The sequence below is a fragment of the Azospirillum agricola genome (assembly GCF_020005195.1).
GTDB classification, from domain to species: Bacteria; Pseudomonadota; Alphaproteobacteria; order Azospirillales; family Azospirillaceae; genus Azospirillum; species Azospirillum agricola.
The window spans coordinates 1254590-1277219 of record NZ_JAIFZR010000005.1 but is presented as its reverse complement, the minus strand read 5'-3'; the positions used below and the strand labels follow the sequence as shown (position 1 = coordinate 1277219).

Annotated in this window: 25 protein-coding genes; 8 read left to right on the top strand and 17 right to left on the bottom strand. The window is 68.8% G+C overall.

Features of this window, described 5'->3' with window-relative positions:
- Nucleotides 1-106 precede the first annotated feature (106 nt).
- From JN22_RS21060 to groES, 4 genes are all read right to left on the bottom strand, one after another.
- Complete coding sequence (locus tag JN22_RS21060; RefSeq protein WP_085555791.1) at nt 107-1027, bottom strand: DMT family transporter; 921 nt, start codon at nt 1025-1027, stop codon at nt 107-109.
- A gap of 7 nt (nt 1028-1034) precedes the next feature.
- Nucleotides 1035-1370 carry a hypothetical protein gene (locus tag JN22_RS21055; protein WP_085555790.1) on the bottom strand — a complete coding sequence of 112 codons (336 nt, stop codon included), beginning with the start codon at nt 1368-1370 and terminating at the stop codon, nt 1035-1037.
- A gap of 234 nt (nt 1371-1604) precedes the next feature.
- Nucleotides 1605-3248, bottom strand: a complete 1644-nt coding sequence (groL, locus tag JN22_RS21050; RefSeq protein WP_085555789.1) for a chaperonin GroEL — start codon at nt 3246-3248, stop codon at nt 1605-1607.
- A gap of 52 nt (nt 3249-3300) precedes the next feature.
- The gene (gene groES, locus JN22_RS21045; RefSeq protein ID WP_014248860.1) at nt 3301-3591 is read right to left on the bottom strand and encodes a co-chaperone GroES; all 291 of its coding nucleotides are present in this window, start codon (nt 3589-3591) and stop codon (nt 3301-3303) included.
- A 408-nt stretch (nt 3592-3999) separates the two neighbouring features.
- Between groES and JN22_RS21040 the strand changes: the two genes are divergently transcribed.
- From JN22_RS21040 to JN22_RS21030, 3 genes are all read left to right on the top strand, one after another.
- Nucleotides 4000-4143, top strand: a complete 144-nt coding sequence (locus JN22_RS21040; protein ID WP_179166199.1) for a hypothetical protein — start codon at nt 4000-4002, stop codon at nt 4141-4143.
- Between the two features lie 148 nt (nt 4144-4291).
- Nucleotides 4292-4789: a lysozyme gene (locus tag JN22_RS21035; protein ID WP_085555788.1), complete on the top strand. Its 498-nt coding sequence runs from the start codon at nt 4292-4294 to the stop codon at nt 4787-4789.
- Between the two features lie 127 nt (nt 4790-4916).
- Entirely contained in the window at nt 4917-5990 is a 1074-nt protein-coding gene (locus tag JN22_RS21030; protein ID WP_085555787.1) for a COX15/CtaA family protein, read from the top strand.
- 176 nt (nt 5991-6166) lie between these two features.
- Here the strand turns inward: JN22_RS21030 and JN22_RS21025 are convergent, their stop codons facing one another.
- The 9 genes from JN22_RS21025 to ccoN all read right to left on the bottom strand — a co-directional run bounded on the left by JN22_RS21025 (nt 6167) and on the right by ccoN (nt 15254).
- Nucleotides 6167-6829 carry a Crp/Fnr family transcriptional regulator gene (locus tag JN22_RS21025; protein WP_223677824.1) on the bottom strand — a complete coding sequence of 221 codons (663 nt, stop codon included), beginning with the start codon at nt 6827-6829 and terminating at the stop codon, nt 6167-6169.
- Between the two features lie 183 nt (nt 6830-7012).
- Nucleotides 7013-7138 carry a cbb3-type cytochrome oxidase assembly protein CcoS gene (gene ccoS, locus JN22_RS21020; RefSeq protein WP_396022006.1) on the bottom strand — a complete coding sequence of 42 codons (126 nt, stop codon included), beginning with the start codon at nt 7136-7138 and terminating at the stop codon, nt 7013-7015.
- Nucleotides 7098-9566: a heavy metal translocating P-type ATPase gene (locus JN22_RS21015; RefSeq protein WP_085555785.1), complete on the bottom strand. Its 2469-nt coding sequence runs from the start codon at nt 9564-9566 to the stop codon at nt 7098-7100. The genes ccoS and JN22_RS21015 overlap by 41 nt, the downstream gene beginning before the upstream one ends.
- Nucleotides 9567-9643: 77 nt before the next feature.
- Nucleotides 9644-10153: a FixH family protein gene (locus tag JN22_RS21010; RefSeq protein WP_223677823.1), complete on the bottom strand. Its 510-nt coding sequence runs from the start codon at nt 10151-10153 to the stop codon at nt 9644-9646.
- A 49-nt stretch (nt 10154-10202) separates the two neighbouring features.
- Nucleotides 10203-11672 carry a cytochrome c oxidase accessory protein CcoG gene (gene ccoG / locus JN22_RS21005; RefSeq protein ID WP_085555783.1) on the bottom strand — a complete coding sequence of 490 codons (1470 nt, stop codon included), beginning with the start codon at nt 11670-11672 and terminating at the stop codon, nt 10203-10205.
- Nucleotides 11673-11922: 250 nt separating this feature from the next.
- Nucleotides 11923-12813 carry a cytochrome-c oxidase, cbb3-type subunit III gene (gene ccoP / locus JN22_RS21000; protein ID WP_085555782.1) on the bottom strand — a complete coding sequence of 297 codons (891 nt, stop codon included), beginning with the start codon at nt 12811-12813 and terminating at the stop codon, nt 11923-11925.
- A 3-nt stretch (nt 12814-12816) separates the two neighbouring features.
- Entirely contained in the window at nt 12817-12978 is a 162-nt protein-coding gene (locus JN22_RS20995) for a cbb3-type cytochrome c oxidase subunit 3 (RefSeq protein WP_085555781.1), read from the bottom strand.
- Between the two features lie 15 nt (nt 12979-12993).
- On the bottom strand, nt 12994-13734 hold the full coding sequence (gene ccoO / locus JN22_RS20990) for a cytochrome-c oxidase, cbb3-type subunit II (RefSeq protein WP_085555780.1): 741 nt from the start codon (nt 13732-13734) through the stop codon (nt 12994-12996).
- A 23-nt stretch (nt 13735-13757) separates the two neighbouring features.
- On the bottom strand, nt 13758-15254 hold the full coding sequence (gene ccoN, locus JN22_RS20985) for a cytochrome-c oxidase, cbb3-type subunit I (RefSeq protein WP_085555779.1): 1497 nt from the start codon (nt 15252-15254) through the stop codon (nt 13758-13760).
- 244 nt (nt 15255-15498) lie between these two features.
- On the opposite strand from ccoN, the gene JN22_RS20980 reads away from it, so the two are divergent.
- Together JN22_RS20980 and JN22_RS20975 are read left to right on the top strand one after the other, a co-directional pair.
- Nucleotides 15499-16068 (top strand): hypothetical protein, encoded by a 570-nt coding sequence (locus JN22_RS20980; protein WP_085555778.1) that lies wholly within the window; start codon nt 15499-15501, stop codon nt 16066-16068.
- A 73-nt stretch (nt 16069-16141) separates the two neighbouring features.
- Nucleotides 16142-17350 carry a class I SAM-dependent rRNA methyltransferase gene (locus JN22_RS20975; RefSeq protein WP_085555777.1) on the top strand — a complete coding sequence of 403 codons (1209 nt, stop codon included), beginning with the start codon at nt 16142-16144 and terminating at the stop codon, nt 17348-17350.
- 58 nt (nt 17351-17408) lie between these two features.
- Here JN22_RS20975 and JN22_RS34985 read toward each other — a convergent pair whose 3' ends face one another.
- The gene (locus tag JN22_RS34985; RefSeq protein ID WP_085555776.1) at nt 17409-18731 is read right to left on the bottom strand and encodes a class I SAM-dependent RNA methyltransferase; all 1323 of its coding nucleotides are present in this window, start codon (nt 18729-18731) and stop codon (nt 17409-17411) included.
- Between the two features lie 45 nt (nt 18732-18776).
- A complete protein-coding gene (locus JN22_RS20960) occupies nt 18777-19199 on the bottom strand; it encodes an acyl-CoA thioesterase (protein WP_085555775.1) in 423 nt (140 codons plus the stop codon).
- Nucleotides 19200-19372: 173 nt separating this feature from the next.
- Between JN22_RS20960 and JN22_RS20955 the strand changes: the two genes are divergently transcribed.
- On the top strand, nt 19373-19615 hold the full coding sequence (locus tag JN22_RS20955; protein ID WP_085555774.1) for a hypothetical protein: 243 nt from the start codon (nt 19373-19375) through the stop codon (nt 19613-19615).
- A 27-nt stretch (nt 19616-19642) separates the two neighbouring features.
- Here the strand turns inward: JN22_RS20955 and JN22_RS20950 are convergent, their stop codons facing one another.
- Together JN22_RS20950 and JN22_RS20945 are read right to left on the bottom strand one after the other, a co-directional pair.
- Nucleotides 19643-20464, bottom strand: coding sequence for an ABC transporter permease (locus tag JN22_RS20950; RefSeq protein WP_085555773.1), 822 nt, complete (start codon nt 20462-20464; stop codon nt 19643-19645).
- Between the two features lie 69 nt (nt 20465-20533).
- On the bottom strand, nt 20534-21418 hold the full coding sequence (locus JN22_RS20945) for an ABC transporter permease (RefSeq protein WP_085555772.1): 885 nt from the start codon (nt 21416-21418) through the stop codon (nt 20534-20536).
- A 165-nt stretch (nt 21419-21583) separates the two neighbouring features.
- Between JN22_RS20945 and JN22_RS20940 the strand changes: the two genes are divergently transcribed.
- Nucleotides 21584-22012: a DUF2946 family protein gene (locus JN22_RS20940; protein WP_211099678.1), complete on the top strand. Its 429-nt coding sequence runs from the start codon at nt 21584-21586 to the stop codon at nt 22010-22012.
- 47 nt (nt 22013-22059) lie between these two features.
- On the top strand, nt 22060-22581 hold the full coding sequence (locus tag JN22_RS20935) for a YcnI family copper-binding membrane protein (RefSeq protein WP_085555770.1): 522 nt from the start codon (nt 22060-22062) through the stop codon (nt 22579-22581).
- The last annotated feature ends 49 nt before the right edge of the window (nt 22582-22630 follow it).

Here is a 22630-nt window from a genome sequence, read left to right as displayed (position 1 = left end):
TGGCAAATCCATGTCTGAACTTGCCGATCCGGCGCAAGGGTCGGACCGCATCGCGATTACAAAATGTCGTCCGGCAAGCACAAATATCTGGAAGGAAAGGAAAGTCTCAAGCACGGCGCCGGGTGGCGAGCGCGATGCCGGTGGCGATCAGCGCGATGCCGATCCCGTGATAAAGATGCGGCTGTTCGCCGAGGAACAGCACCGCCAGCAGACTGCCGAAGACCGGCACCAGATGAATGGTCAGGCCGGCGCTGTTGGCGCCGACCAGCTCGACCACGCGGTTGAAGCAGAGATAGGCGACGATGGACGGGAACAGCGCGACGTAGCCGACCGCCAGGAAGGTGGTCGCCGTCGCCTCCACCGGGCGCTGGGTCAGGCTTTCCCAGATGTAGAAGGGCAGCAGTTCCACCGCGCCGATGGCGAAGGTGACCAGAATGAAGCTGAAGCCGTGCACCACCGGCTTGCGGCGCAGCAGCGTGGTGTAGGCGGCGTAGACGGCGATGGCGGTCAGCATCCACAGGTCGCCGGCGTTCAGGCTCAAGCCCAGCAGAGCGGCCGGGTCGCCGTGGGAGATCAGCGTCAGGGCGCCGGCCAGCGAGACGACGATGCCAACCCCCTGCGCCGGCCGCACGCGGTCGCGGAACAGGAGGAAGCTCATCAGCACGATCATCACCGGCATCGAGGACTGGAGCATCACGGCGTTGAGCGCCGTCGTCGAGTTCAGCGCGATGTACTGGAAGGTGTTGAACATGCCGATGCCGAGCGTGCCCAGCAGCAGCACGGCCGGCCAGCGCGCCCGCAGCGCCGCCGCGTCCCGGCGCAGATGCGGCCAGGCGAAGGGCAGCACGATCAGCGTGCCGAGCACCCAGCGCCAGAAGGCCAGACCGATCGGAGGAACGGCGCCGGCGACCGCCCGCCCCATGACCGCGTTGCTCGCCCAGAACAGGGGCGGCAGCATCATCAGCAGCCAGGCCTGGTCGATCAGGCGGCGTGCGGCGGTCGGCGGGACGGCGCGGTCGGTGCTCATGGCAGGGTCAGCTGCGGCGGCGCGGCGAGGCGAAGACGGAGGCGGCGGTGGGGCCACTCGACTGCGCTCCCGGCCCGGTGTCGTCGCTGCGGTACACGCTGGCGCGCGTCTCGCGGCGGGGGCGCGGGCTGTCCTCGCGGCTTTCGCGCGGCGGCTTGGGGGGCTGGCGCAGTTCGGCGTCGAGTTCGGCGACGCGCTTCACCAGCGCTTCGCGGATGGCGGGGGCCGCGTGGGACTTCAGCGTCGCAAGCTGCTCCTTGAGCTGCGCCAGCTGGCGCTGCTTCTCCTCGCGGGTGCGCTTGATGGCGACGTTGTCGGAATGCTGGCCCTCGAAGGAGCGCATGAAAAGGCCCTCGTAAAAAACAGTCTAGCGACCGCGGCCCCGATCTGGGACCCGGCGTGGAGGCGGGATTATTGGGAGGCGCCCCCGTCAAAGCAAGCCGGAGTTCGGCTTGACTTTCGGGAAAGGCGGCTGGGAAAGCCAGCCGTGAAACCGCGGTCCGGCATGGAAAAGGGGCGCCCCCTCGCGAGGGCGCCCCCTTCCGAACCAAAGCGTCGGAACGCCGTGGACTTCCTATTAGAAGCCCATGTCGTCCATGCCGCCCATGCCGCCCGGCATGCCGGCCGGAGCAGCCTTCTTCTCCGGCTTCTCGGCGATCATCGCCTCGGTGGTGATCAGCAGGCCGGCGATCGAGGCCGCGTCCTGAAGGGCGGTGCGGACCACCTTCACCGGATCGATGATGCCGGCGGCGACCAGATCGGTGAACTCACCCTTCTGGGCGTCGTAGCCGTAGTTGGTGTCGGCCTGCTCGAGCAGCTTGCCGACGACGATCGAACCGTCGGTGCCGGCGTTGTAGGCGATCTGACGGACCGGCGCCTGGAGGGCGCGGCGGATGATGTCGATGCCGACGCGCTGCTCGTCGTTGACCGGGACCAGCTTGTCCAGCGCCTTGCCGGCGTACAGCAGGGCCGAACCGCCACCGGCGACCACGCCCTCTTCCACCGCGGCGCGGGTGGCGTGCATGGCGTCGTCAACGCGGTCCTTGCGCTCCTTCACCTCGACCTCGGTCGCGCCGCCGACGCGGATGACCGCGACGCCGCCGGCCAGCTTGGCCAGACGCTCCTGGAGCTTCTCGCGGTCGTAGTCCGAGGTGGTCTCCTCGACCTGGGCGCGGATCTGGCCGCAACGGGCCTCGATGTCGGCCTTCTGGCCGGCGCCGTCGACGATGGTGGTGTTCTCCTTGGAGATCACGACCTTCTTGGCGGTGCCCAGCATGTCGAGCGTGACGTTCTCGAGCTTGATGCCGAGGTCTTCCGAGATGACCTGGCCGCCGGTGAGGATGGCCATGTCCTCCAGCATCGCCTTGCGGCGATCACCGAAGCCCGGAGCCTTGACGGCGGCGATCTTCAGGCCGCCGCGCAGCTTGTTGACCACCAGCGTGGCCAGCGCCTCGCCCTCGATGTCCTCGGCGATGATCAGCAGCGGACGCGAGGACTGGACGACGGCCTCCAGAACCGGCAGCAGCGGCTGCAGGCCCGACAGCTTCTTCTCGTGCAGCAGGATGTACGGATTCTCGAGATCCGCGATCATCTTGTCGGCGTTGGTGATGAAGTACGGCGACAGGTAGCCGCGGTCGAACTGCATGCCCTCGACGACGTCCAGCTCGGTGTCCAGGCTCTTGGCCTCTTCCACCGTGATGACGCCCTCGTTGCCGACGCGCTCCATCGCCTGGGCGATCATCTTGCCGATCTCGGCCTCGCCGTTGGCGGAAATGGTGCCGACCTGGGCGATCTCGTCGTTGGTCGTGACCTTCTTGGCGCGGGCCTGGATGTCGGCGACGACGGTGGCGACGGCGATGTCGATGCCGCGCTTCAGGTCCATCGGGTTCAGGCCGGCGGCGACCTTGGTCACGCCTTCGCGGACGATGGCCTGAGCCAGCACGGTGGCGGTGGTGGTGCCGTCACCGGCCAGATCGTTGGTCTTCGAGGCGACCTCGCGGACCATCTGGGCGCCCATGTTCTCGAACTTGTCGGCCAGCTCGATTTCCTTGGCGACCGACACGCCGTCCTTGGTGATGCGCGGGGCGCCGAAGGACTTCTCGATCACGACGTTGCGGCCCTTCGGGCCGAGCGTGACCTTCACCGCGTCGGCCAGGATGTCGACGCCACGCAGCAGCTTTTCGCGCGCGGAGGGGCCGAACTTAACGTCTTTGGCAGCCATGTCTCGATTCCTCTGAATGTCGAATGTCGAAGAGAAGGATGGGCGGAGGTCTTCAGGCCTCGATGACGCCCATGATGTCGGATTCCTTCATGATCAGGTAATCGACGCCTTCGATCTTCACTTCGGTGCCGGACCACTTGCCGAACAGGATGCGGTCGCCGGCCTTGACGTCCAGCGCCACGACCTTGCCGGCCTCGTCACGGGCACCCGGACCGACGGCGATGATCTCGCCTTCCTGCGGCTTTTCCTTGGCCGTGTCGGGGATGATGATCCCACCCTTGGTCTTGGTGTCGGACTCCAGACGCTTGACGACGACACGGTCGTGCAGCGGGCGGAACTTCATGGGATGGCTCCTTGAATCAAGGCTTGGTCTTGGGAACGGTTGGCCGGCGGGATTGTGTTAGCACTCCCCCTCGGCGAGTGCCAGACAGCTAATAGAACCCCGTTTTGGATTCAAGAGGCTCGTTTCGAATTTTGACGCGAATGCCGGAAAACATCTCCTCATCTCCCGGCCAAGCCCTTGCGCCCCTTGGCATTTCCAGCCGGCTGCGGTGGCTGCCGATGACCGGGCTTCTGAAAAGAATCACAGTCTCCCGCCCCTCGGGCCGGCGGATGGGCCGGCCTTCGACGGGCAGCCGCCCCTGCGCGCCCCCCCTGTGACCACCCCCTGTGACCGCCATCACAGCCAAATGATCCGCAATTTCCTAAAATTTTATCATTCAAACGACGTTACGGCGTGGAGGCGCCATCGATGAGCAACGACCAAACCGATCCCCAGGAGCGCGCGCTGTGGCTGACCGAGGCGTTGCTGGAATTCACCACCATCGCCGGGTTGGTCGCGCTGCTCTTCGCCCTGTTCCTCCTGTTCGGGATAATCCAGGACCCACCCCGGTAGGACCGCGCTCCATCGACGGACGGCACTCGCTTCATTGAATGGTTTTCGGCAGAAATTCTCTCGAATCCCGACGCACCATCGTATGATCGACTCCTAAAGCGGGTGTGCGGCAATGCCCCTCCCGCAAGAACCATTGGGAGGCCGGAACATGACCATCACGCCCGCGTGCCAAGCCGCCGTCGATCTGGTGAAGCATTTCGAAGGGCTCTACTTGTCCGCCTACCGCTGCCCGGCCGGGGTGGCGACCATCGGTTACGGCCACACCGCCGGCGTCGTCATGGGCGAGACCATCACCCCCGCCCAGGCGGAGGCCTTCCTGTCCGCCGACCTCACCGCCGCCGCCGGTCAGGTGGACGGGCTGGTCAGGGTGGCCCTGACTCCCGACCAGCGCGGCGCGCTCGCCTCCTTCGTGTTCAACCTCGGCAGCGGCAGTCTGGCCTCCTCCACCCTGCTCAAGCTGCTGAACACAGGCGACTATGACGGAGCCGCCGGCCAGTTCGGCCGCTGGGTCTACGCCACCGTCAACGGCGTGCACACCAAGCTGCCCGGCCTCGTCGCCCGTCGCGCCGCCGAATCGGCGCTGTTCCAAGGGCAGGTCGATCCGCAGGCCCGCGGCGGCGTCACCACCGAGGACGGCTCCGCCTGAACGAGGCCCCGGTCCGTCACTGTAGACCGGAGGGCAGGGCGATCCGGATGCGATGCGGGGATTTGACGCGGGCGCCGCTTGGCCCCACAGTGGCGAACGCCCCACCGCTGCGCTCCGGATTGCCGCCTTGACCGCGTTCGCCTCCGACCTCGCCCGCACCCCGGCCCATTCCCCGCCCTCCGACCGCCCCATCGCCTGGTGGCTCGTCGTCTGCGCCGCCATGGTGCTGGCGATGGCGGTGATCGGCGCCATCACCCGGCTGACCGAATCCGGCCTGTCGATGGTCGAATGGAAGCCGCTGATCGGCATTCTGCCGCCGCTGTCGGAAGCGGAATGGAACCGCGTGTTCGACCTGTACAAGGGCACGCCGGAATTCCGCATCTTCAACAACCGCATGGATCTGGCCGGCTTCCAGGAGATCTTCTGGTGGGAGTGGTTCCACCGGCTGTGGGGGCAGCTGATCGGCTTCGTCTTCCTGATCCCCTTCCTGCGCTTCTGGATCCAGGGCCGCATCGCCCCCGACCTGTGGCCGAAGCTGGCCGGACTGTTCCTGCTGGGCGGTCTCCAGGGGGTGATCGGCTGGTTCATGGTCAAGAGCGGGCTGGTCGACCAGCCCAACGTCAGCCATTACCGGCTGGCGCTGCATCTCGGCATGGCGATCCTGATCTATGGGCTGCTGCTGCGCACGGCGCTCGGGCTGTTCGACCCGCTGCCGCTGGCCGGCTGGCGCCCCGAGGCGGCCGGCTTGCGCCGCCATGCCCGCTGGGCGCTGGGGCTGGTCGCCGTCACCATCGTCTGGGGCGCCTTCGTCGCCGGCTCGCGCGCCGGCTACGCCTACAACAGCTTTCCGCTGATGGAGGGGCACCTCATCCCGCCGGAGATCGGCACGCTGACGCCCTGGTGGCACAACCCGTTCGAGAACACCGCGGCGATCCAGCTCATCCACCGGACGCTGGCGCTGCTGGGCGGGCTGGCCGTGCTGCTGCTGGCGGCCCGCGTGCTGCTCGCCCGCCTGCCCGGCCGCGCCGGTGCGGCGGCTCTGGCGGCCGGCGCGATGGTTCTCGTGCAGATCGGGCTCGGCATCGCGACCCTGCTGACGGTGGTGTGGATTCCGGTCGCCGCCGCCCATCAGGCCGGCGCGATCCTGGTCGTCTCGACGCTGGTGTGGCTGCTGCACGAACTGCGCCCCGTGCGGCGGTAGGGGCGCGCGCAAAGACAACCACACACAGCCGCTCACGCGTCATGCCCGGCCTTGCGCCGGGCATCCACGGCCGCAAATCGTGCAGAAGTGGTTGCTCGTGGATGACCGGGCCAAGGCCGGTCATGACGAATATCTCAAAAAGCAGGCACCCAGCCGGACGCCTCTTCCGGATGACCTCAGCTTCCCTCGGCCAGATCGTACATGGCGTCGAGGTCGGCGATCAGCACCTTGTTGCCTTCCTGGAGCGAGATGACGCCAGCGGTCTTCAGCTGGGTGAAGGTGCGGCTGACCGTCTCGGTCGTCAGCCCCAGGTAATCGGCGATGTCGGCCCGGCTCATCGGCACGAACACCGGGTTCTCCTTGTGGCCGCGCCGCGCCGCGCGCTGCGACAGCATCAGCAGGAAGGAGCAGATCTTCTCCTTCGCCGTCTTGCGGCCGAGCAGCAGCATCTGGTCCTGCGCCGCCGCCAGCTCGTTCGACGCCATGGAGAACAGGCGGCGCTGCATCTTGGGGAACTCGTCCATCAGCGCGTCGATCTTCTTGCGCGGAAAGCGGCAGAGCGACGAGCTGGTGACGGTTTCGGCGGTGTAGGCGTAGCTGTCGTTGACCGCCAGCCCGAGGAAATCCCCGGTGACGAGGAAGCCGGTGATCTGGCGGCGCCCGTCGGGCAGCAGCTTGTAGAGCTTCACCGTGCCCGACGTGACGTTGTAGAGCGCGTCGGCGCCGTCGCCCTCGCTGAACAGCGTGTGGCCGGCGTCGTGACGCACCGTCTGGAGAATGTCGGCCAGACGGCGCAGTTCCTCGGGGTCCAGCGCGGCGCAGACGGTCAGGCTGCGCACGGGACAGGCCCCGCAGGGGTTCATTTCCGTCGCGGCGCCCTTGTCCCGGGCGCGGCCCATATCGAACGGTGGCATGGATGCACCCAGCCTCTCATCGTGCATGGAGGTCATATTGGGTGCAATCGTACGGAATCGCAACCTTCGTTCGATCCGGCCCTTCCTTTGCCCATACGGACGAAAGGCTTATTGACGCTCGGGCGTGCTCTTGGACGTCGGGGCCGCCGCGTCGTCGTCGAACAGGGCGCGGTGGGCCGCCCCGTCGAGATCCTCAAACTGGCCGGACTTCAGCGCCCACAGAAACGCCGCCAGACCCAGACCGCCCAGACTGACCGCGATCCCGATCAGATAGAGAAGCTCGTCCATCACCCAAATCCTTGACCACGGCGCCGCGGGCCAGCCGCAGCGCGTTGAGAATGACGATAAGCGACGACGACGACATCGCCAAGGCCGCCAGGAGGGGAGTCAGCAGGCCGGCCACCGCCAGCGGCACCGCGAACAGGTTGTAGACCAGGGCGATGGCGAAATTCTGCCGCACCAGCCGGCCAGAGCGCCGTGCCACCTCGACCGATTCCACGATCGGCCGCAGTCGCCGGCCCTGGAACACCACGTCGGCGGCGGTCTGGCTGACGTCCACCGCGGTCGAAGGCGACATCGACACCGCCGCCGCCGCCAGCGCCGGGGCGTCGTTCAGCCCGTCGCCGACCATCAGCACGGTGCGCCCCTGCCCGGCCAGCTCGGCCAGGACGGCGGTCTTGTCGGCCGGGGTCTGCTCCGCCCGCCAGTCGGCGATGCCGAGCCGCTCGGCGACCGAGGCCACCGCGCCGCGCCGGTCGCCCGACAGCAGCCGGATCTCCAGCCCGCGCGCCTTCAGCGCCGCGACCACCGCCGCCGCGTCCGGACGCGGAGCGTCGAGGAAGACGAAGCGCCGCGGCTCGGCGCCGGGGCGCGCCAGCCACATCTCCGGCCCGGCCCCGTCCTCGGCGTCGAGCGGAGCGCCGGTGAAGCGGCGGCTGCCCAGCCGCACCTCGCCATCGGTGGTGTCGCAGGCCAGACCGGCGCCGGGAATCTCGCGCACCCCCGCCGCGACCGGCACGCCCGGCACCGCCGCGGCCAGCGCGCGCGCCAGCGGGTGGCGGCTGGCCCCGGCCAGCGCGGCGGCCAGACGCAGCTCCGGCTCGGGGATGCCGTCGAGCTGCGGCACCGGCCGCCCCTCGGTCAGGGTGCCGGTCTTGTCGAACACCACGGTGTCGATCGTGGCCAGCCGCTCAAGCGCGGTGGCGCTTTTCAGCAGGGTGCCCTGCCGCATCAGCCGGCCGCTGGCGATCACCTGCACCACCGGCACCGCCAGCGCCAGCGCGCAGGGGCAGGTGATGATCAGCACGGCGACCGCGTTCATCATCGCGACCTGCCAGGGCGCGTCCATCAGCAGGGTCCAGCCGATGAAGGTGCCGAGCGCCGTCACATGCACCACCGGGGCGTAGTGGCGCGACACCCGGTCGGCGATGGCGACGTATTTGGCGCGGCCCTGCTCGGCCACCTCCATCAGGCGGACGATCTCGGCCAGCAGCGTGCCCTCGCCGACCGCCGAGACGGTCAGCCGCAGCGGTGCGGTCAGGTTCAGCATGCCGGCGAAGACCTGGTCGCCGGGCCGCGCGGTGCCGGGCACCGTCTCGCCGGTGATCAGGCCGGTGTCGAGGTCGGACACGCCCTCCACCACCCGGCCGTCCACCGGGATGCGCTCGCCGACCGCGACCAGGATGACGCTGCCGGGCGCCACCTGCTCGGGCGTCACCACGGCGCTGGTGCCGTCGGCGCGCAGCACGGTGACCGCGTTGGCGCGCAGCCCCAGCAGCTGTTCCCCCGCCGAGCGTGCCCGGCCGCGCGCGCGCTGGTCGAGGTAGCGTCCGATCAGCAGGAAGAACAGCAGCATCACCGAGCCGTCGAAATAGGCGTGCGGCCCGCTGTTGATCGTCTCGAACAGGCTCATGCCCGTCGTCATGATGACGCCGATGGTGATCGGCACGTCCATGTTGGTGCGTCCGCGCCGCAGCGCCGCGAAGGCCGAGCGCGCGAAGGGCCGCAGGGCGTAGGCGATGGCCGGCATGCAGATCAGCGCCGAGATCCAGTGCATCAGGTCGCGGGTGGCGGTGCCCATGCCCTGGCTGTGCCCGGCCCACACCGACACCGACAGCAGCATGACGTTGCCCATGGCGAAGCCGGCCACCGCCATCGAACGCAGCAGCTCCTTCTCGGTCTTCTGCTGGGCGGTGCCGAGCCGTTCGGGGTCGAAGGGCACCGCGCGATAGCCGAGCCGGCTCACCGTGCCGACCACGGCGTTGGCGTCGGTCTCGTCCGGGTTCCAGCGGACGGTCAGGCGCCGCGTCGTCATGTTCAGCCGCGCCTGCGCCACGCCGGGCTGGCGGCCGAGCGCCGTCTCGATCAGCCAGACGCAGGCCGCGCATTGCAGCCCATCGATCATCAGATGCAGGCTGCGGCTGCCGTTCTCCGCCTCGCGCGCGTGCTGGGTGTAGTCGATGGACGGGGCGTCGTCGTCGGGGCGCAGCGGCCGCGCGGCGGGATCGACGCTGCGGCGGTCGTAGTAGCGCTCCAGCCCGAGCCCGCGCACGAGGTCGTAGGCGGCGGCGCAGCCGGTGCAGCAGAAAGGGCCGGCGCCGTCGGACGCGGTGGTGCCCGCGGCCTCGGCGTGCTCCTGCCCGCAATGGAGGCAGACGGTCATGTCACATCACCCGGAAAAAACAGCGCCCGGAAAAGCAGCGCCAATAGAATCGCAGAGCGCGGAGATCGGCGGCCGGGTCACTGCACCCAGACGCGCTTCTGGCTCTGGTAGTCGCCGGTCGCGTGCTGGATCACCACCCGCAGATCCCACTGCCCCTCCAGCGCGACCTCGACCGGCGCCGCGTAGCGGCCCTCGCCCAGATAGGGCAGTTCCATGGATAGGTCGTGCCCCTGGCTGGTCGGGCGGATCAGCGAGATGGTGACCGTGGCGTCCTTCAGCAGGTTGCCGAACTTGTCGTGCAGGGTCAGGGCGACCAGCGCCTTGCGCGGCTCGGTGCTGGTGAACTCGGTGTCGACCTTCCAGCCGCGCTCCGCCTGGGCGCGGGCGCCGGCCAGATCGTCGTTGTAGTTCAGGCCCTTCATGAAGTGGCCCTCGGTCTCCACCCCGGTCCAGGAGGAGAAGGCGAAATGCAGCATCACGCCGTTCACCGCGATCACCACCCCGAAGAAGGCGACGAAGAGCCAGGGGATGTACCAGCCCGGCTGGCGGGGCATGCGGGTGGGGCGGTTTCCGGTGGTCGAGGTCATGGTCATGCTCGCTTGGGCCTTCGGTGCGCGGGACCGTATCACGAATCGGTCAGTTGGTCGGCCCCATGAAGACCGTCCGGTAGGACGCGGTCTCCCCGTTGGCCGAGGTGAGGGTGAGGGTGAGCGGCTGCGACGGCGCCTGCAAGGCGGTGCGCGGCGCTGTCACGAAAATGCGATAGGTGGCGACCAGGTCGGGGGCGGCGCTCAGCCGCCGGCTGACGGCCCGCTCCTCCTGCCCCTCTCCGGCGACGGCGAGGGTGGCGCCGGCCAGCCCCTCCACGGTCAGCGCGTAGTCGCGCGGGTCGCGGGTCATGTTGGCGATCTTGAAGGTGTAGGCGTTGCGCACCGACCCGTCGGCCAGCGCGACATAAAGCGGCGCGCGGTCGCGCAGGACGCTGATGTCCAGCCCCGGCTTCAGGGCCAGCCCGACGACGATGGCGCCGCCCACCACCAGCATGCCGAGCGCGTAGACGATCACCCGCGGGCGCAGCAGCCGGTGGGCCGGCGGCGTGTCGCCGGCGGTCAGCGCGCTCTGCCGGGTCTGGGTGTCGAAGGTGACCAGCCCGGTCGGGCGGCCGATCTTCGTCATGATCTCGTCGCAGGCGTCGACGCACAGCCCGCAGCCGATGCACTGCATCTGCAACCCGTCGCGGATGTCGATCCCCGCCGGGCAGACCTGGACGCAGTTGAAGCAGTCGATGCAGTCGCCCAGGCCGGCGGCCTCGCGTTCCTCCCAGCCCTGCGACTTGCGCAGCGGCGCGCGGCCCTCGCCGCGCCATTCCTGGTAGGTGACGATCAGGCTGTCCTCGTCGATCATCGCCGACTGGAAGCGCGGCCACGGGCACATGTAGGTGCAGACCTGCTCGCGCGCGAAGCCGGCCAGCAGCCAGGTGGTGCCGGTGAACAGCGCGATGAAGCCGACGGCGGTCGAGGACGCCTCGAAACGGGCCAGCTGGCCGAGCAGCGTCGGCGCGTCGGTGAAGTAGAAGATCCAGGCGCCGCCGGTGGCCAGCGCGATGCCGAGCCAGATGGCGTTCTTCGCCAGCTTGCGGCCCAGCTTCCGCGCCGTCCATTTGCCCTGGTCGAGCCGGATGCGCTCGCCGCGCTCCCCCTCCACCAGATGCTCGACCCAGACGAACAGATCGGTCCAGACGGTCTGCGGGCAGGCGTAGCCGCACCACACCCGCCCGGCCAGCGAGGTCGCCAGGAACAGGGCCAGCGCCGCCAGGATCAGGGCGCCGGTCAGGTAGTAGATCTGCTGCGGCCACAGCTCGATGAAGAACAGGTAGAAGCGCCGGTGCTCGATGTCGAGCAGCACCGCCTGGTCGGGCGCGCCCGGCCCGCGGTCCCAACGGATCCAGGGCAGGATGTAGTAGAGCGCCAGCATGGCGGCCAGCGCCGCCCACTTGATCCGGCGGAAGCGGCCGTGGACGGATTTCGGGTAGACCTTGGACTGCTTGAGAAACAGCGACTGCGCGGTGCGCTTCTTGACCTTCGGCGTTTCCGTGACCGTGCTCATTCCCTCGCCTTCCCGTCGGGTACCTGCGGCGGCCGGTTGGGGGCCGGTTGGGCGCAGACGCCCGCAGCAACATGGGAGGGGCGCGTGGGGCCACTATGGCGGCGGAATGCCGCAGGAGCATTGCGCTGGATCAACCCGCCCCCCCGGCCCGCGATTCGATGGCCGGAAGGAGTGCTTTTGCCGGCCAAAGAAAAACGCCGGGGAGTTTCCTCCCCGGCGCTTTCACGATCATCCAAAATCCTGGATCGGCTTACTTGCCGCCGCCCAGGTTGTGGACGTAGACGGCCAGCGACTTGATTGTCGCGTCGTCCAGACGCTTCGACCAGGCCGGCATCACACCGGCGCGGCCGTTGGTGACCGTCTCCACCAGCGTGGCCTTGTCGCCGCCGAACAGCCAGTTGGCCTGCTTCAGCGGCGGAGCGCCGACACCGTCGAGACCGGCCGCGACCGAGCCCTGGGCCTGATCGCCGTGGCACGCCGCGCAATTCTCGTCATAGACGGTCTTGCCCTTGTCGGCCTTGCCGGCGTCGGCCTGCTTCCCGTTCACCGACAGGATGTAGTCCGTCACCTGATCGATCTGCTCGCGGTTCAGGATGCCGTCCTTGCCGAAGGCGGTCATGCCGGTGCCCGGCACGCCACGGGTGGCGCCGTCGTCCGAGCGGATGCCGTGCTGGATGGTCTGGTAGATGTCGGCGGTGGTGCCGCCCCACAGCCAGACGTCGTCCGCCAGCGTCGGGAAGCCCTTGGCCCCCTGGCCGCCGGCGCCGTGGCAGGCCGCGCAGTTCTCGTTGAAGTAGGACCGGCCGCCCGCCATGGCGAAGCTCAGCAGATCCTTGTCCTTCTGGATCTCGTCGACCGACTTGGCCGCGATGGCGGTCAGGTACTTGGCCTGACCGGCCTTGGCGTCGGCCAGCTTGGTGACGAGCTCCTCGCGCTGCGAATAGCCCAGCAGACCCTTGGTGTAGGTCTTGCCCAGCGGCCACGCCGGGTAGAGGACGTAATACACCAGCGACCAGGCGATGCAGACGTAGAAGATGTACAGCCACCACTTGGGCAGCGGGTTGTTCAGCTCGCGAAGCCCGTCCCACTCGTGGCCGGTGGTCTCGACGCCGGACAGTTCGTCCTTGATTTTCTGTGCCATGGCCTAAAACTCCTGACCATCATCCTTGAGCGGGATCCGGGAGGCGTCGTCGAAGGAGCGGCGGTTGCCGGGCCACATGGCGTAAACCAGGATGCCCGTCAGCAGCAGCATCAACCACACCGTCCAGAACGACCGAAGCATCACCGTGATTGAATCCAAGTCCATGGATTCCTCCCCCGATTACTGCTGGAGCTGCTTCGGAGACTGGTACTTGGTGAAGTCCACCAGGGTGCCCAGCACCTGCAGGTAGGCCACGAGAGCGTCCATTTCGGTGACGGTCTTGTTGCCGGTGAAGTTCGCCACGACGGCCTTCGGGTAGCGCTTGGCCAGGCCCGCCGTGTCGGCGTCCGGGTTCTTCTGCGCCTCGAGGTCGGCCTTGGCGTTGGCGATCTGCTCGTCCGTGTAGGGGACGCCGACGATCCGCAGCGTCTTCAGGACGTCGCCGATGTCGGTGTACTGCAGCGGACGCTCCTTCATCCAGGCGTAGCCCGGCATGATGGATTCCGGCACGACGGCGCGCGGATCGACCAGATGGGCGACCTGCCAGTCGTTGGAGTACTTGCCGCCGACGCGGGCCAGATCCGGGCCGGTGCGCTTGGAGCCCCACTGGAACGGGTGGTCGTACATCGACTCCGCCGCCAGCGAGTAGTGGCCATAGCGCTCGACCTCGTCGCGGAACGGACGGATCTGCTGGCTGTGGCAGTTGTAGCAGCCTTCACGGATGTAGATCGACTGACCGGCCACCTCGAGCGGCGAATAGGGACGCACCCCATCCACCTTCTCGATGGTCGATTCGATCGTGAACAGCGGGACGATCTGCACCAGACCGCCGATCGAGATGGTGATCAGCGTCAACACGATGAGCAGAAGCGTGTTCCGCTCGATCAGGTCGTGGCTGAAGCCCTTTTTTTCCTGAGCCATTTCTCTCGCATCCTTCCTGGGCTTTAGGCCGCGCCGACCGCCGCCTTGTGCGGGGTGGAGGCGTAGGGCTTCTCGATGCGGACATCACCCTTCGCCGTGCGCCACAGGTTGTAGACCATGATCAGGGCGCCGGCGACGAACAGGACACCGCCCATCGCGCGGATCACGTAGAACGGATGCATGGCCGCGACGGTCTCGACGAAGGAGTACTGGAGGAAGCCCAGGTTGTCGTAGGCGCGCCACATCAGGCCCTGCATGATGCCCGACACCCACATGGCGGTGATGTACAGCACGATGCCGATGGTGGCGGTCCAGAAATGGTAGCTGACCAGACGCAGGCTGTAGAGCTGCGAGCGCTTCCACAGGACCGGAACCAGGAAGTAGATGGCGCCGAAGGAGATGAAGGCGACCCAGCCGAGCGCGCCGGAGTGCACGTGGCCGACCGTCCAGTCGGTGTAGTGCGACAGGGCGTTGACCGGCTTCACCGACATCAGCGGGCCCTCGAAGGTCGACATGCCGTAGAAGGCCACCGACGTCACGAGGAAACGCAGGACCGGGTCGGTGCGCAGCTTATCCCAGGCGCCCGACAGGGTCATGATGCCGTTGATCATGCCGCCCCAGGACGGCATCCACAGCATGACCGAGAAGGTCATGCCCAGCGTCTGCGCCCAGTCCGGCAGCGAGGTGTAGTGCAGGTGGTGCGGACCGGCCCAGATGTAGAGGAAGATCAGGGTCCAGAAGTGCACGATCGACAGGCGGTACGAGTAGACCGGACGCTCGGCGCGCTTCGGGACGAAGTAGTACATGATCCCGAGGAAGCCGGCGGTCAGGAAGAAGCCGACGGCGTTGTGGCCGTACCACCACTGGACCATGGCGCTCTGGACGCCCGAGACGAACGGGTAGGACTTCATGCCCGTCAGCGACACCGGCACGTTGACGTTGTTGCCGATGTGCAGGACCGCGACGGTCAGGATGAAGGCCAGGAAGAACCAGTTCGCCACATAGATGTGCGACTCGCGCCGCGTCATCACGGTGCCGACGAACTGGATGGCGTAGAGCACCCAGATGACCGTCAGGTAGAGGTCGAGGATCCACTCCGGCTCGGCGTATTCCTTGCCCTGGGTGTAGCCCAGGACGTAGCTCAGCGCCGCGAGCACGATGAAGACGTTGTAGTTCCAGAAGATGAACTTGGCCAGCCCTTCGCCCCCGAAGAGGAACTGGCGGCAGGTGCGCTGCACCGAATAGAGCGAGGTGGCGAACAGAACGTTGCCGCCGAACGCGAAGATCACGGCCGAGGTGTGGACCGGCCGCAGGCGGCCGAAGCTGGTCCACTCCAGCCCGAGATTAAGTGCCGGAAACGCGAGCTGAAGCGCGATGAAGGTGCCGGCCAGGAAGCCGACCACGCCCCAGAACGTCGCAGCGATCACGAAGAGTCGGATGGCGTCCTCGTGGTAACGCACGTCTTCCGACACCCGCTGGCTGCCCAGGGTGGCCCCTGAAGTCAGAGTCGCTGATGTCATACAATCTCTCCCGTTTGCCCCGGGCGGCCGGAAACCGCGCCTTCTGGGTTGCACCACCGCTGGGTACGTACTGTTAAGGAGGGGGGCAGGTTACGCAGGCGTGCGCGTAGACCGACGCCGAGCGCGCCTGCCTCCAATATTCCCACTATGTGTAGGGGTGGCCGCAGCAACATTGATCCATGTCAACGACCCTTCCGCCCGGCGGCTGCCATCGTTCAGTGTCCTTGCAATCGGCCGGACGGAAATGGACGACAGTTTCATCGCGAAACCCCTTGGTCGACGTCAGATTGACCAGGCTTACCCGCTGGTCTGCGTGATCGCCCCCGGTCTCGCCGTGGAGCAATGGCGCGCATTTGCCGCAGCGGTCCTGGACGCCAATGGCCTGACCAATGGGGGAGCCAATGGCGGGACCAACGACGCCGCGGGCGGCAGCCCCGTGTCGCGGACCGGCATCATGACGGTCCAGAACGCGCACGGCTACCTCCACGGGCTGTTCTCATACGCCATCGACGACGACCTCCGCCACGGTCGCGTTATGTCGGTCGAGAACTTTGTCGTGCTCGATCTGTTCGACGTCGCCGGGGTGGCGGCCACCCTGCTGCGGGCGATGGACGGCCTGGCGCGCGGGCTGGGCTGCACCGCCATCCACACCACCCTGCCCGAGCGCTATTCATCCGCTGGCACAACGAACAACCCGATCACGGAGAGCTTCCTCGTCCAGGGACACCGGCACGAGACCATCCGGCTGTGCAAGGCGGTCGACGGCGTGAACGACAACCGCGTCCCGGCGACCGGGCTGCGCGACGCCGAATGAGCGGGCGCCGGCGCCCGGCCGGTCACGCGCAGAACCGTTGCGCGGCGCCGATTTGCCGCTAGGATGCGGCGCCATGACCGACACCGTCTCCAAGCCCGTCAAATACCCGACGATCCATCTTCAGGCCAGCCGCCAGCGGCGCGTCCTGCAAGGCCACCCCTGGGTCTATTCCAACGAGGTCCAGATGGACACCGCCGCCAAGGCGGTGCCTCCGGGCAGCCCGGTGCGGCTGGTGGACGCCGGCGGCACGCCGCTGGGCATCGCCACCTTCAATCCGCACACGCTGATCGCCGCGCGCATGCTGTCGAACGACCCGGCGACGGTGGTCGACCACAACTTTGTCACAGGCCGCCTGAGGCGCGCGGTCGAACTGCGCGACCGGCTGTTCGACCGGCCCTACTACCGGGTCGTCCACGCCGAGGCCGACGGGCTGCCGGGTCTGATCGTCGACCGTTTCGGCGACGTGGTGACGGTGCAGGCCAACTCGGTCTTCATGGACCGGCGGATCGACGCCATCCTCGCCGCCATCGACGAGGTTCTGGCCCCGCGCGCGGTGATCCTGCGCAACGACAGCACCCAGCGCGCGCTGGAGGGGCTGCCGGAGGAGACCCGGCTGGTCAAGGGCGAGATCGACGGCCCGATCCGGCTGGAGGAGAACGGCGCGGTCTTCTTCGCCAACCCGCTCGACGGCCAGAAGACCGGCTGGTTCTACGACCAGCGCGACAACCGCGCCTTCATCGCCACGCTGGCGAAGGGCGGGAAGGCCATCGACTTCTTCAGCTACAACGGCGGCTTCGGCATCCAGTGCGCGGTGGCCGGGGCGACGTCGGTGGTGTCGGTCGACCGCTCGGCGCTGGCGCTGGAGAACGCGGCTCGCGCCGCCGAGGCCAACGGGGTCGCCGACCGCTTCGAGGCGCGCCGCGCCGACGCCTTCCACGAGATGGAGCGGCTGGGCGCGGCGGGCGAGACCTTCCAGGTGGTGGTCGCCGACCCGCCGGCCTTCGTGAAGGCCAAGAAGGATCTGGCGGTCGGCTGCCGCGCCTACCGCAAGATGGCCAAGCTGGCCGCGCGCATCACGGCGCCGGGCGGCTATCTGCTGTGCGGGTCGTGCAGCCACAACGTCGATCCGCCGACCTTCGCGGAACAGGTGGCGCGCGGACTGACCGACGCCGGGCGGACCGGCCGCATCCTGCGCAGCGCCGGGGCCGGGCCGGACCACCCGGTGCACCCGAACCTGCCGGAGTCGGCCTACCTCAAGGCCATCGTCCTGCAACTGGACTGAGCCAGCCCCCTCCCCCGCCCGGCGGGGGAGGGCCGGGGTGGGGGCACGGGGCTCGCGCCTACCCCCGCTCGAACACGCCGACCAGCTCCACATGGGCGGACCAGAGGAACTGGTCCACCGGATGCACCCGTGCCAGCCGGTAGCCGCCGTCCACCAGGATCCGCGCGTCCCGCGCGAAGGTGGCCGGGTTGCAGGACACGCCGACCACCAGCGGCACCTTGCTCGCCGCCAGCGCCCCGGCCTGGGCCGAGGCCCCCGCGCGCGGCGGATCGAACACCACGGCGTCGAAGCGGTTCAGCTCCTTCGCGGTCAGCGGCTGCTCGAACAGGTCGCGCCGCTCCGCCGTCAGGCGCAGCCCCTGCACCGCCCGGCCGACCGCCGCCACCGCCGCCGCGTCGCCCTCCACCGCATGGACCGCCGCCTTCCGCGCCAGCGGGAAGGAGAAGGTGCCGAGTCCGGCGAACAGATCCGCGATCCGCGCCGCGTCCCCCACCGCCCCGGCGACCGCTTCGACCAGCGCCGCCTCGCCCTCGGCGCTCGCCTGGAGGAAGGCGCCGGGCGGCGGCACGATGGGAACGCCGGCGAAACGCACGGCCGCCGGGCGCCGGTTCGCCACCGGCTCCGACGCGCCGCGCTCGTCGGCCTGCCAGGCGATGCGGGCGACCGCCTCGGGTTCGAAGGCCACCAGCCTCTCCCGCGCGTCGCGGCCGAGGCTGCGCGGGCCGACCAGCAGCAGGTCGACGCCGCCCTCCAGGTCGGTCGTCACGACGTCGCACTCCCCACCCTCGGGCAGGATGTCGGCCAGCAGGGCGCGCAACGGCCCGACGAGCGCGAGCAGGCGCGGCGCCAGCACCGGGCATTCCTCCAGATCGGCCAGCCGGTGGCTCTGCCGCTCGTTGAAACCGAACCACACACGCTTGCCGCGCTTCAGCGCCGCGAAGCGGGCACGGCGGCGGGCGGCGGGCGGCGTCCGCGACAGCGGTTCCAACGGCGTGTCGCCCAGCCCGACCCGCGCCAGCGCGCCCTGCACCAACGCGACGTTCCAGGCGGCGTACGCGTTGTCGTCCATATGCTGGAGCGTGCAGCCGCCGCAGCGCCCGAAATGGCGGCAGGCCGGATCGCCGCGGCCGGGTCCGGCCTCCAGCAGTTCCAGCAGCTCGGCGCGCACGCCCTCCCCTTTTCCGGTCCCCTGTCCGGCGGGATCGGCGACGCGCACGCGCGCCCGGTCGCCGGGCACGGTCAGCGGCACGAACAGCCGGAGCCCCTCCGCTGCGGCGATGCCGTCGCCCCGCGCGCCGACCTCCGCGATGGTGACATCGAGGACGCGCGGCTCGGCGCGCGTCGCGGGGGCCGGGCGCCGTTTGGGGGCGGGACGCTTCATGGGACAGGACCTGGAATCAGAAGAAGAGGGACCGACCGGCCCCCTTTACGCCCTCGCCAGCGCCGCGCGCAACGATTCCGGAATCGGGGTCGGCCGGTGGGCCGCCTTGTCGACGGTGACGCAGACCGCCTCCTGGGTCGCGATGCAGCGGTCGCCGAGGAAGATGCCGGCCCCGATGGTCAGCGAGCTGTTGCCCACCCGCAAGGGCCGGACGCCGACCCGGATGCTGTTGGGGAAGAGCAGCTCCGCCTTGTACTCGATCACGCTGCGGGCCAGCACGACCGTCCAGTCGTTCCCCTCGCGGAAGCCGCCGCCCTCGATCACCATCGCGATGCGGGCCTGCTCGAAATAGACCCCGATCGCGTTGTTGTTGACATGGCCGAGCGCGTCCAGATCGCTGAAGCGCACGCGCTCCTCCCACCAGAAGCGGTAGGGGTCGGGGCGGGTCAGGTCGGGAAGCTCGCTCATGTCCGTCACATGCCGTTAAGGTCAATCGGGGGAACTGTGACCGAGCGGACCGGGCCGCGCAAGGGGATGCGCAAGGCTCGCCTGTATTTGCGTCCACGCCCGCGAATTCCCGCGCCAAGCCGCGCGGGGGCGTGTTATTGGAGTCCGACCAACCCTTCGCAACGGACCGCAAGATGAGCAAGGACACCAACCAGACGGCCGAAGCGCTGTTCGAGAAGGCGCTGTCGATCGCCGAGAAGCATCTGGACGAGGCGATCAAGGAAGGCGGCCCGCTCGGCCCCTACATCGCCGTCGCCATGATCGAGGCCGCCGTCAACGCCGCCGTCGACGAGACGAGCCACCAGGACGTCATCGACATGCTGCGCGACCTCGCCTCGCAGATCGAGTCGGACGCCGACGAGGCCGACGAGGACTAACCTCCGCGTCGCTCAAGCGGCCATCGCTCAGGCGGCCAGGCTTGCGGACCCTGCCTGCCGGCGCGCCTCGCGCCGGCGCAGGATTTCGTAGGCGACCGCCCCCAGAATGGTCAGCCCGATCAGGATCAGCGACAGCGCGTTGACCGCGGGCGTCAGGCCGGTGCGCACCTTGGACGCGATGTAGACCGTCAGCGTGGTGTCCAGCCCGCGCACGAACAAGGTCGTGTTGTAGTTCTCGAAGCTCTGGAGGAAGGCCAGCAGGGCCGCCGACAGGATCGCCGGGGTCAGGTAGGGCAGCGTGATGCGCCGGAACACCTGCCCGTGCGTGGCGCCGAGGTCGAGCGCCGCCTCCTCCAGCGCCGTGTCGAACCGTTGCAGCCGCGCCGAGAACAGCAGCATCGCGTAGGCCGCGATGTAGCTGGACTGCGCGACCACGGTCAGGAAAATCCCCCCCGTCACGCCGAACCATTCCCGCCAGAACACCAGCGTCGAGATGCCGACGATCACCCCCGGCGTCAGCAGCGGCGACACCATCACGGCGTAGAGGAAGGTCCTGGACCGGCTGTGCAGCCGGTCGAGCAGCAGCGCCGCCGCCAGCCCCAGCGGCACCGCCAGCGCGATGACCCCCGCCCCGACGATCAGGCTGGTGCCCAGCGCCGACCACATCCGCTGGTCCGCCCACAGGGCCGAGAACCAGGAGAGCGTGAAGCCCAGCCAGGGGGTCACGGTCGGGAAGCGGCTGGTGTTGAAGGTCGCCGCCGCCATCACCGCCAGAGGCAGGAACAGGTAGCCGAAGAAGACCACAAGGTAGAAGCCGGTCAGGATGCGGCGGAAACGGTCGGCGCTCATCGGTCCATCCTTGCGTCACTTGGCGATGTCGGCAAGGCCGACCTATTTTGCGATGTCGGCGAGGCCGGTCTATTTTGCGATGTCGGCGAGGCCGACGCGGAACAGCCGCAGCGCCGCCAGGATGAAGCCGATGCACAGGACCAGCAGGATGAAGGCGTAGGCCGCCCCCTGGTTCCAGTTCCCGCCCTCGAAGAACCAGTTGTAGATGACCTCGGTGAACCAGCGGCTCTGCGGCCCGCCGAGCAGCGCCGGCACGGCGTAGCTGCCGGCCGCCAGCATGAAGGTCATGATGCAGCCGACCGCGATGCCCGGCTTGGCGTGGGGCAGCACCACCCGCCAGTGGATGCGCAGCCAGCCGGCGCCGAGGTCGCGCGCCGCCTCGATCTGGTTGCGGTCGAGCGATTCGATGGCGTTGTAGAGCGGAAACACCATGAACAGGATGTAGACGTAGACCATGCCGAGGATCACCCCGGCGTCGCCGCCGAGGAAGCGCTGCGGCTGGTCGATGATCCCCAGCCCCAGCAGCAGGGCGTTCAGCGGCCCGTTGAAGGCGAGGATGATGTACCAGGCGAAGGTGCGCAGCAGCTCGTTGATCCAGAAGGGCACCACCAGCATCAGGAGCAGCAGCGGCAGCCGGCGCCTCGGCGCCACCTGGGCGAGATAGAAGGCCACCGGGTAGCAGACCGCCAGCGTCACGGCGGTGACCAGCGCGCTGGCCCAGATCGTCTTGAGGAAGATCGCCAGATGGATCTGGTTGGTCCACAGCGTCGTGTAGTTGCGGAGCGTGTAGACGTCCTCCGGTCCGCCGAGCCTGGCCGGCGGCAGCGACGGCCGGAAGGAGAAATCGACCATCATGAACTGCGGCAGCACGACCAGCAGCGCCAGCCACAGCGCCACCGCCAGCAGGATCACCCCGGTCAGGACCGGGCCGTAGCGGCGAAGAACCTCCGTCATCGGCGACGCGTGCCTCCTGGAGCGGGCTTGGTGGGCGGGATGGCCTTGGAGAGCGCTCGTCCGACGCCTATCATGGGGCTTTCGCGCGGCGCAAGCGCGGCCGTGTGACGGTCGCGCGGCACGGCGCGGCGCGGGCCGCGCATTTCCTCCTTTGCAGGCGCAGGGTTGCCCGCCATAGTCACCGGCATGGGAACGCACGGGTGGACGAAGGGGCCGAATCCGGTCGCGGCGCTGGTCGCCGTGGCGGTTCTGCTCGCCCACGCGCTGGTCATGGGCTGGCATGTGCCGCCGTCGCTGCGGGTGCTCGCCGCGCTCGACGGCGGCCTCCAGGGCGCCTTCGCCTCCGGCATCTGCCACGCCGACCCGGCGGGACACGACGCGCCGGACACGCCGTCCTCGCCCTCCGACCATCTCGCCCATTGCCCGACCTGCCTGTCGGTGGATGGGGGCAAGCTGCTCGGCCCGGTCACCGGACCGGCGGTCCCGCCGCCGGACCGGACCGGCGTGGCCGCCGCATGGCCGGCCGCGGCGCCGTCCCATCTTGCGGGCACCGCCGCCGGCTTCTCCGCCCGCGCGCCTCCGGCCGCGGTCTGACCCTTTTCCACCCCCATCGTCAGACCGTTTTTCCGGAGTCTCCCGCCATGACCGGCACGACCCGCGCCGCCCTTGCGGCCGCCTTCCTGCTCGCCCTGCCCGCCGCCGCCCTCGCCCATGCCACGCTGGAAACCGCGCAGGCGCCGAGCGGCAGCTATTACAAGGCGGTGATCCGCATCGGCCACGGCTGCGACGGCAGCCCGACCACGACCGTCCGCGTCCGCGTTCCCGAGGGCGTCGTCGCGGTGAAGCCGATGCCCAAGACCGGCTGGACCCTGTCCACCGTCGAGGGGACCTACGCCACCCCCTATGAGAGCCATGGCCAGACCATCACCAAGGGCGTCACCGAGGTGGCGTGGACCGGCGGCAGCCTGCCCGACGCCTGGTACGACGAGTTCGTCTTCCGGGCCAAGCTGCCGGAGAAGGCCGCCGGCACCGTCCTGCATTTCCCCATCGTCCAGGAGTGCGAGAAGGGCGTGCACCGCTGGATCGAGATCCCCGAACCGGGCAGAAGCGCCGACGACTACAAGGAGCCGGCGCCGACCGTCACGCTGACGGCCAAGCCGTGAAGGCTGAGGCACCTGCCAATTTCCCTCTCCCCCCTGGGGAGAGGGTCGG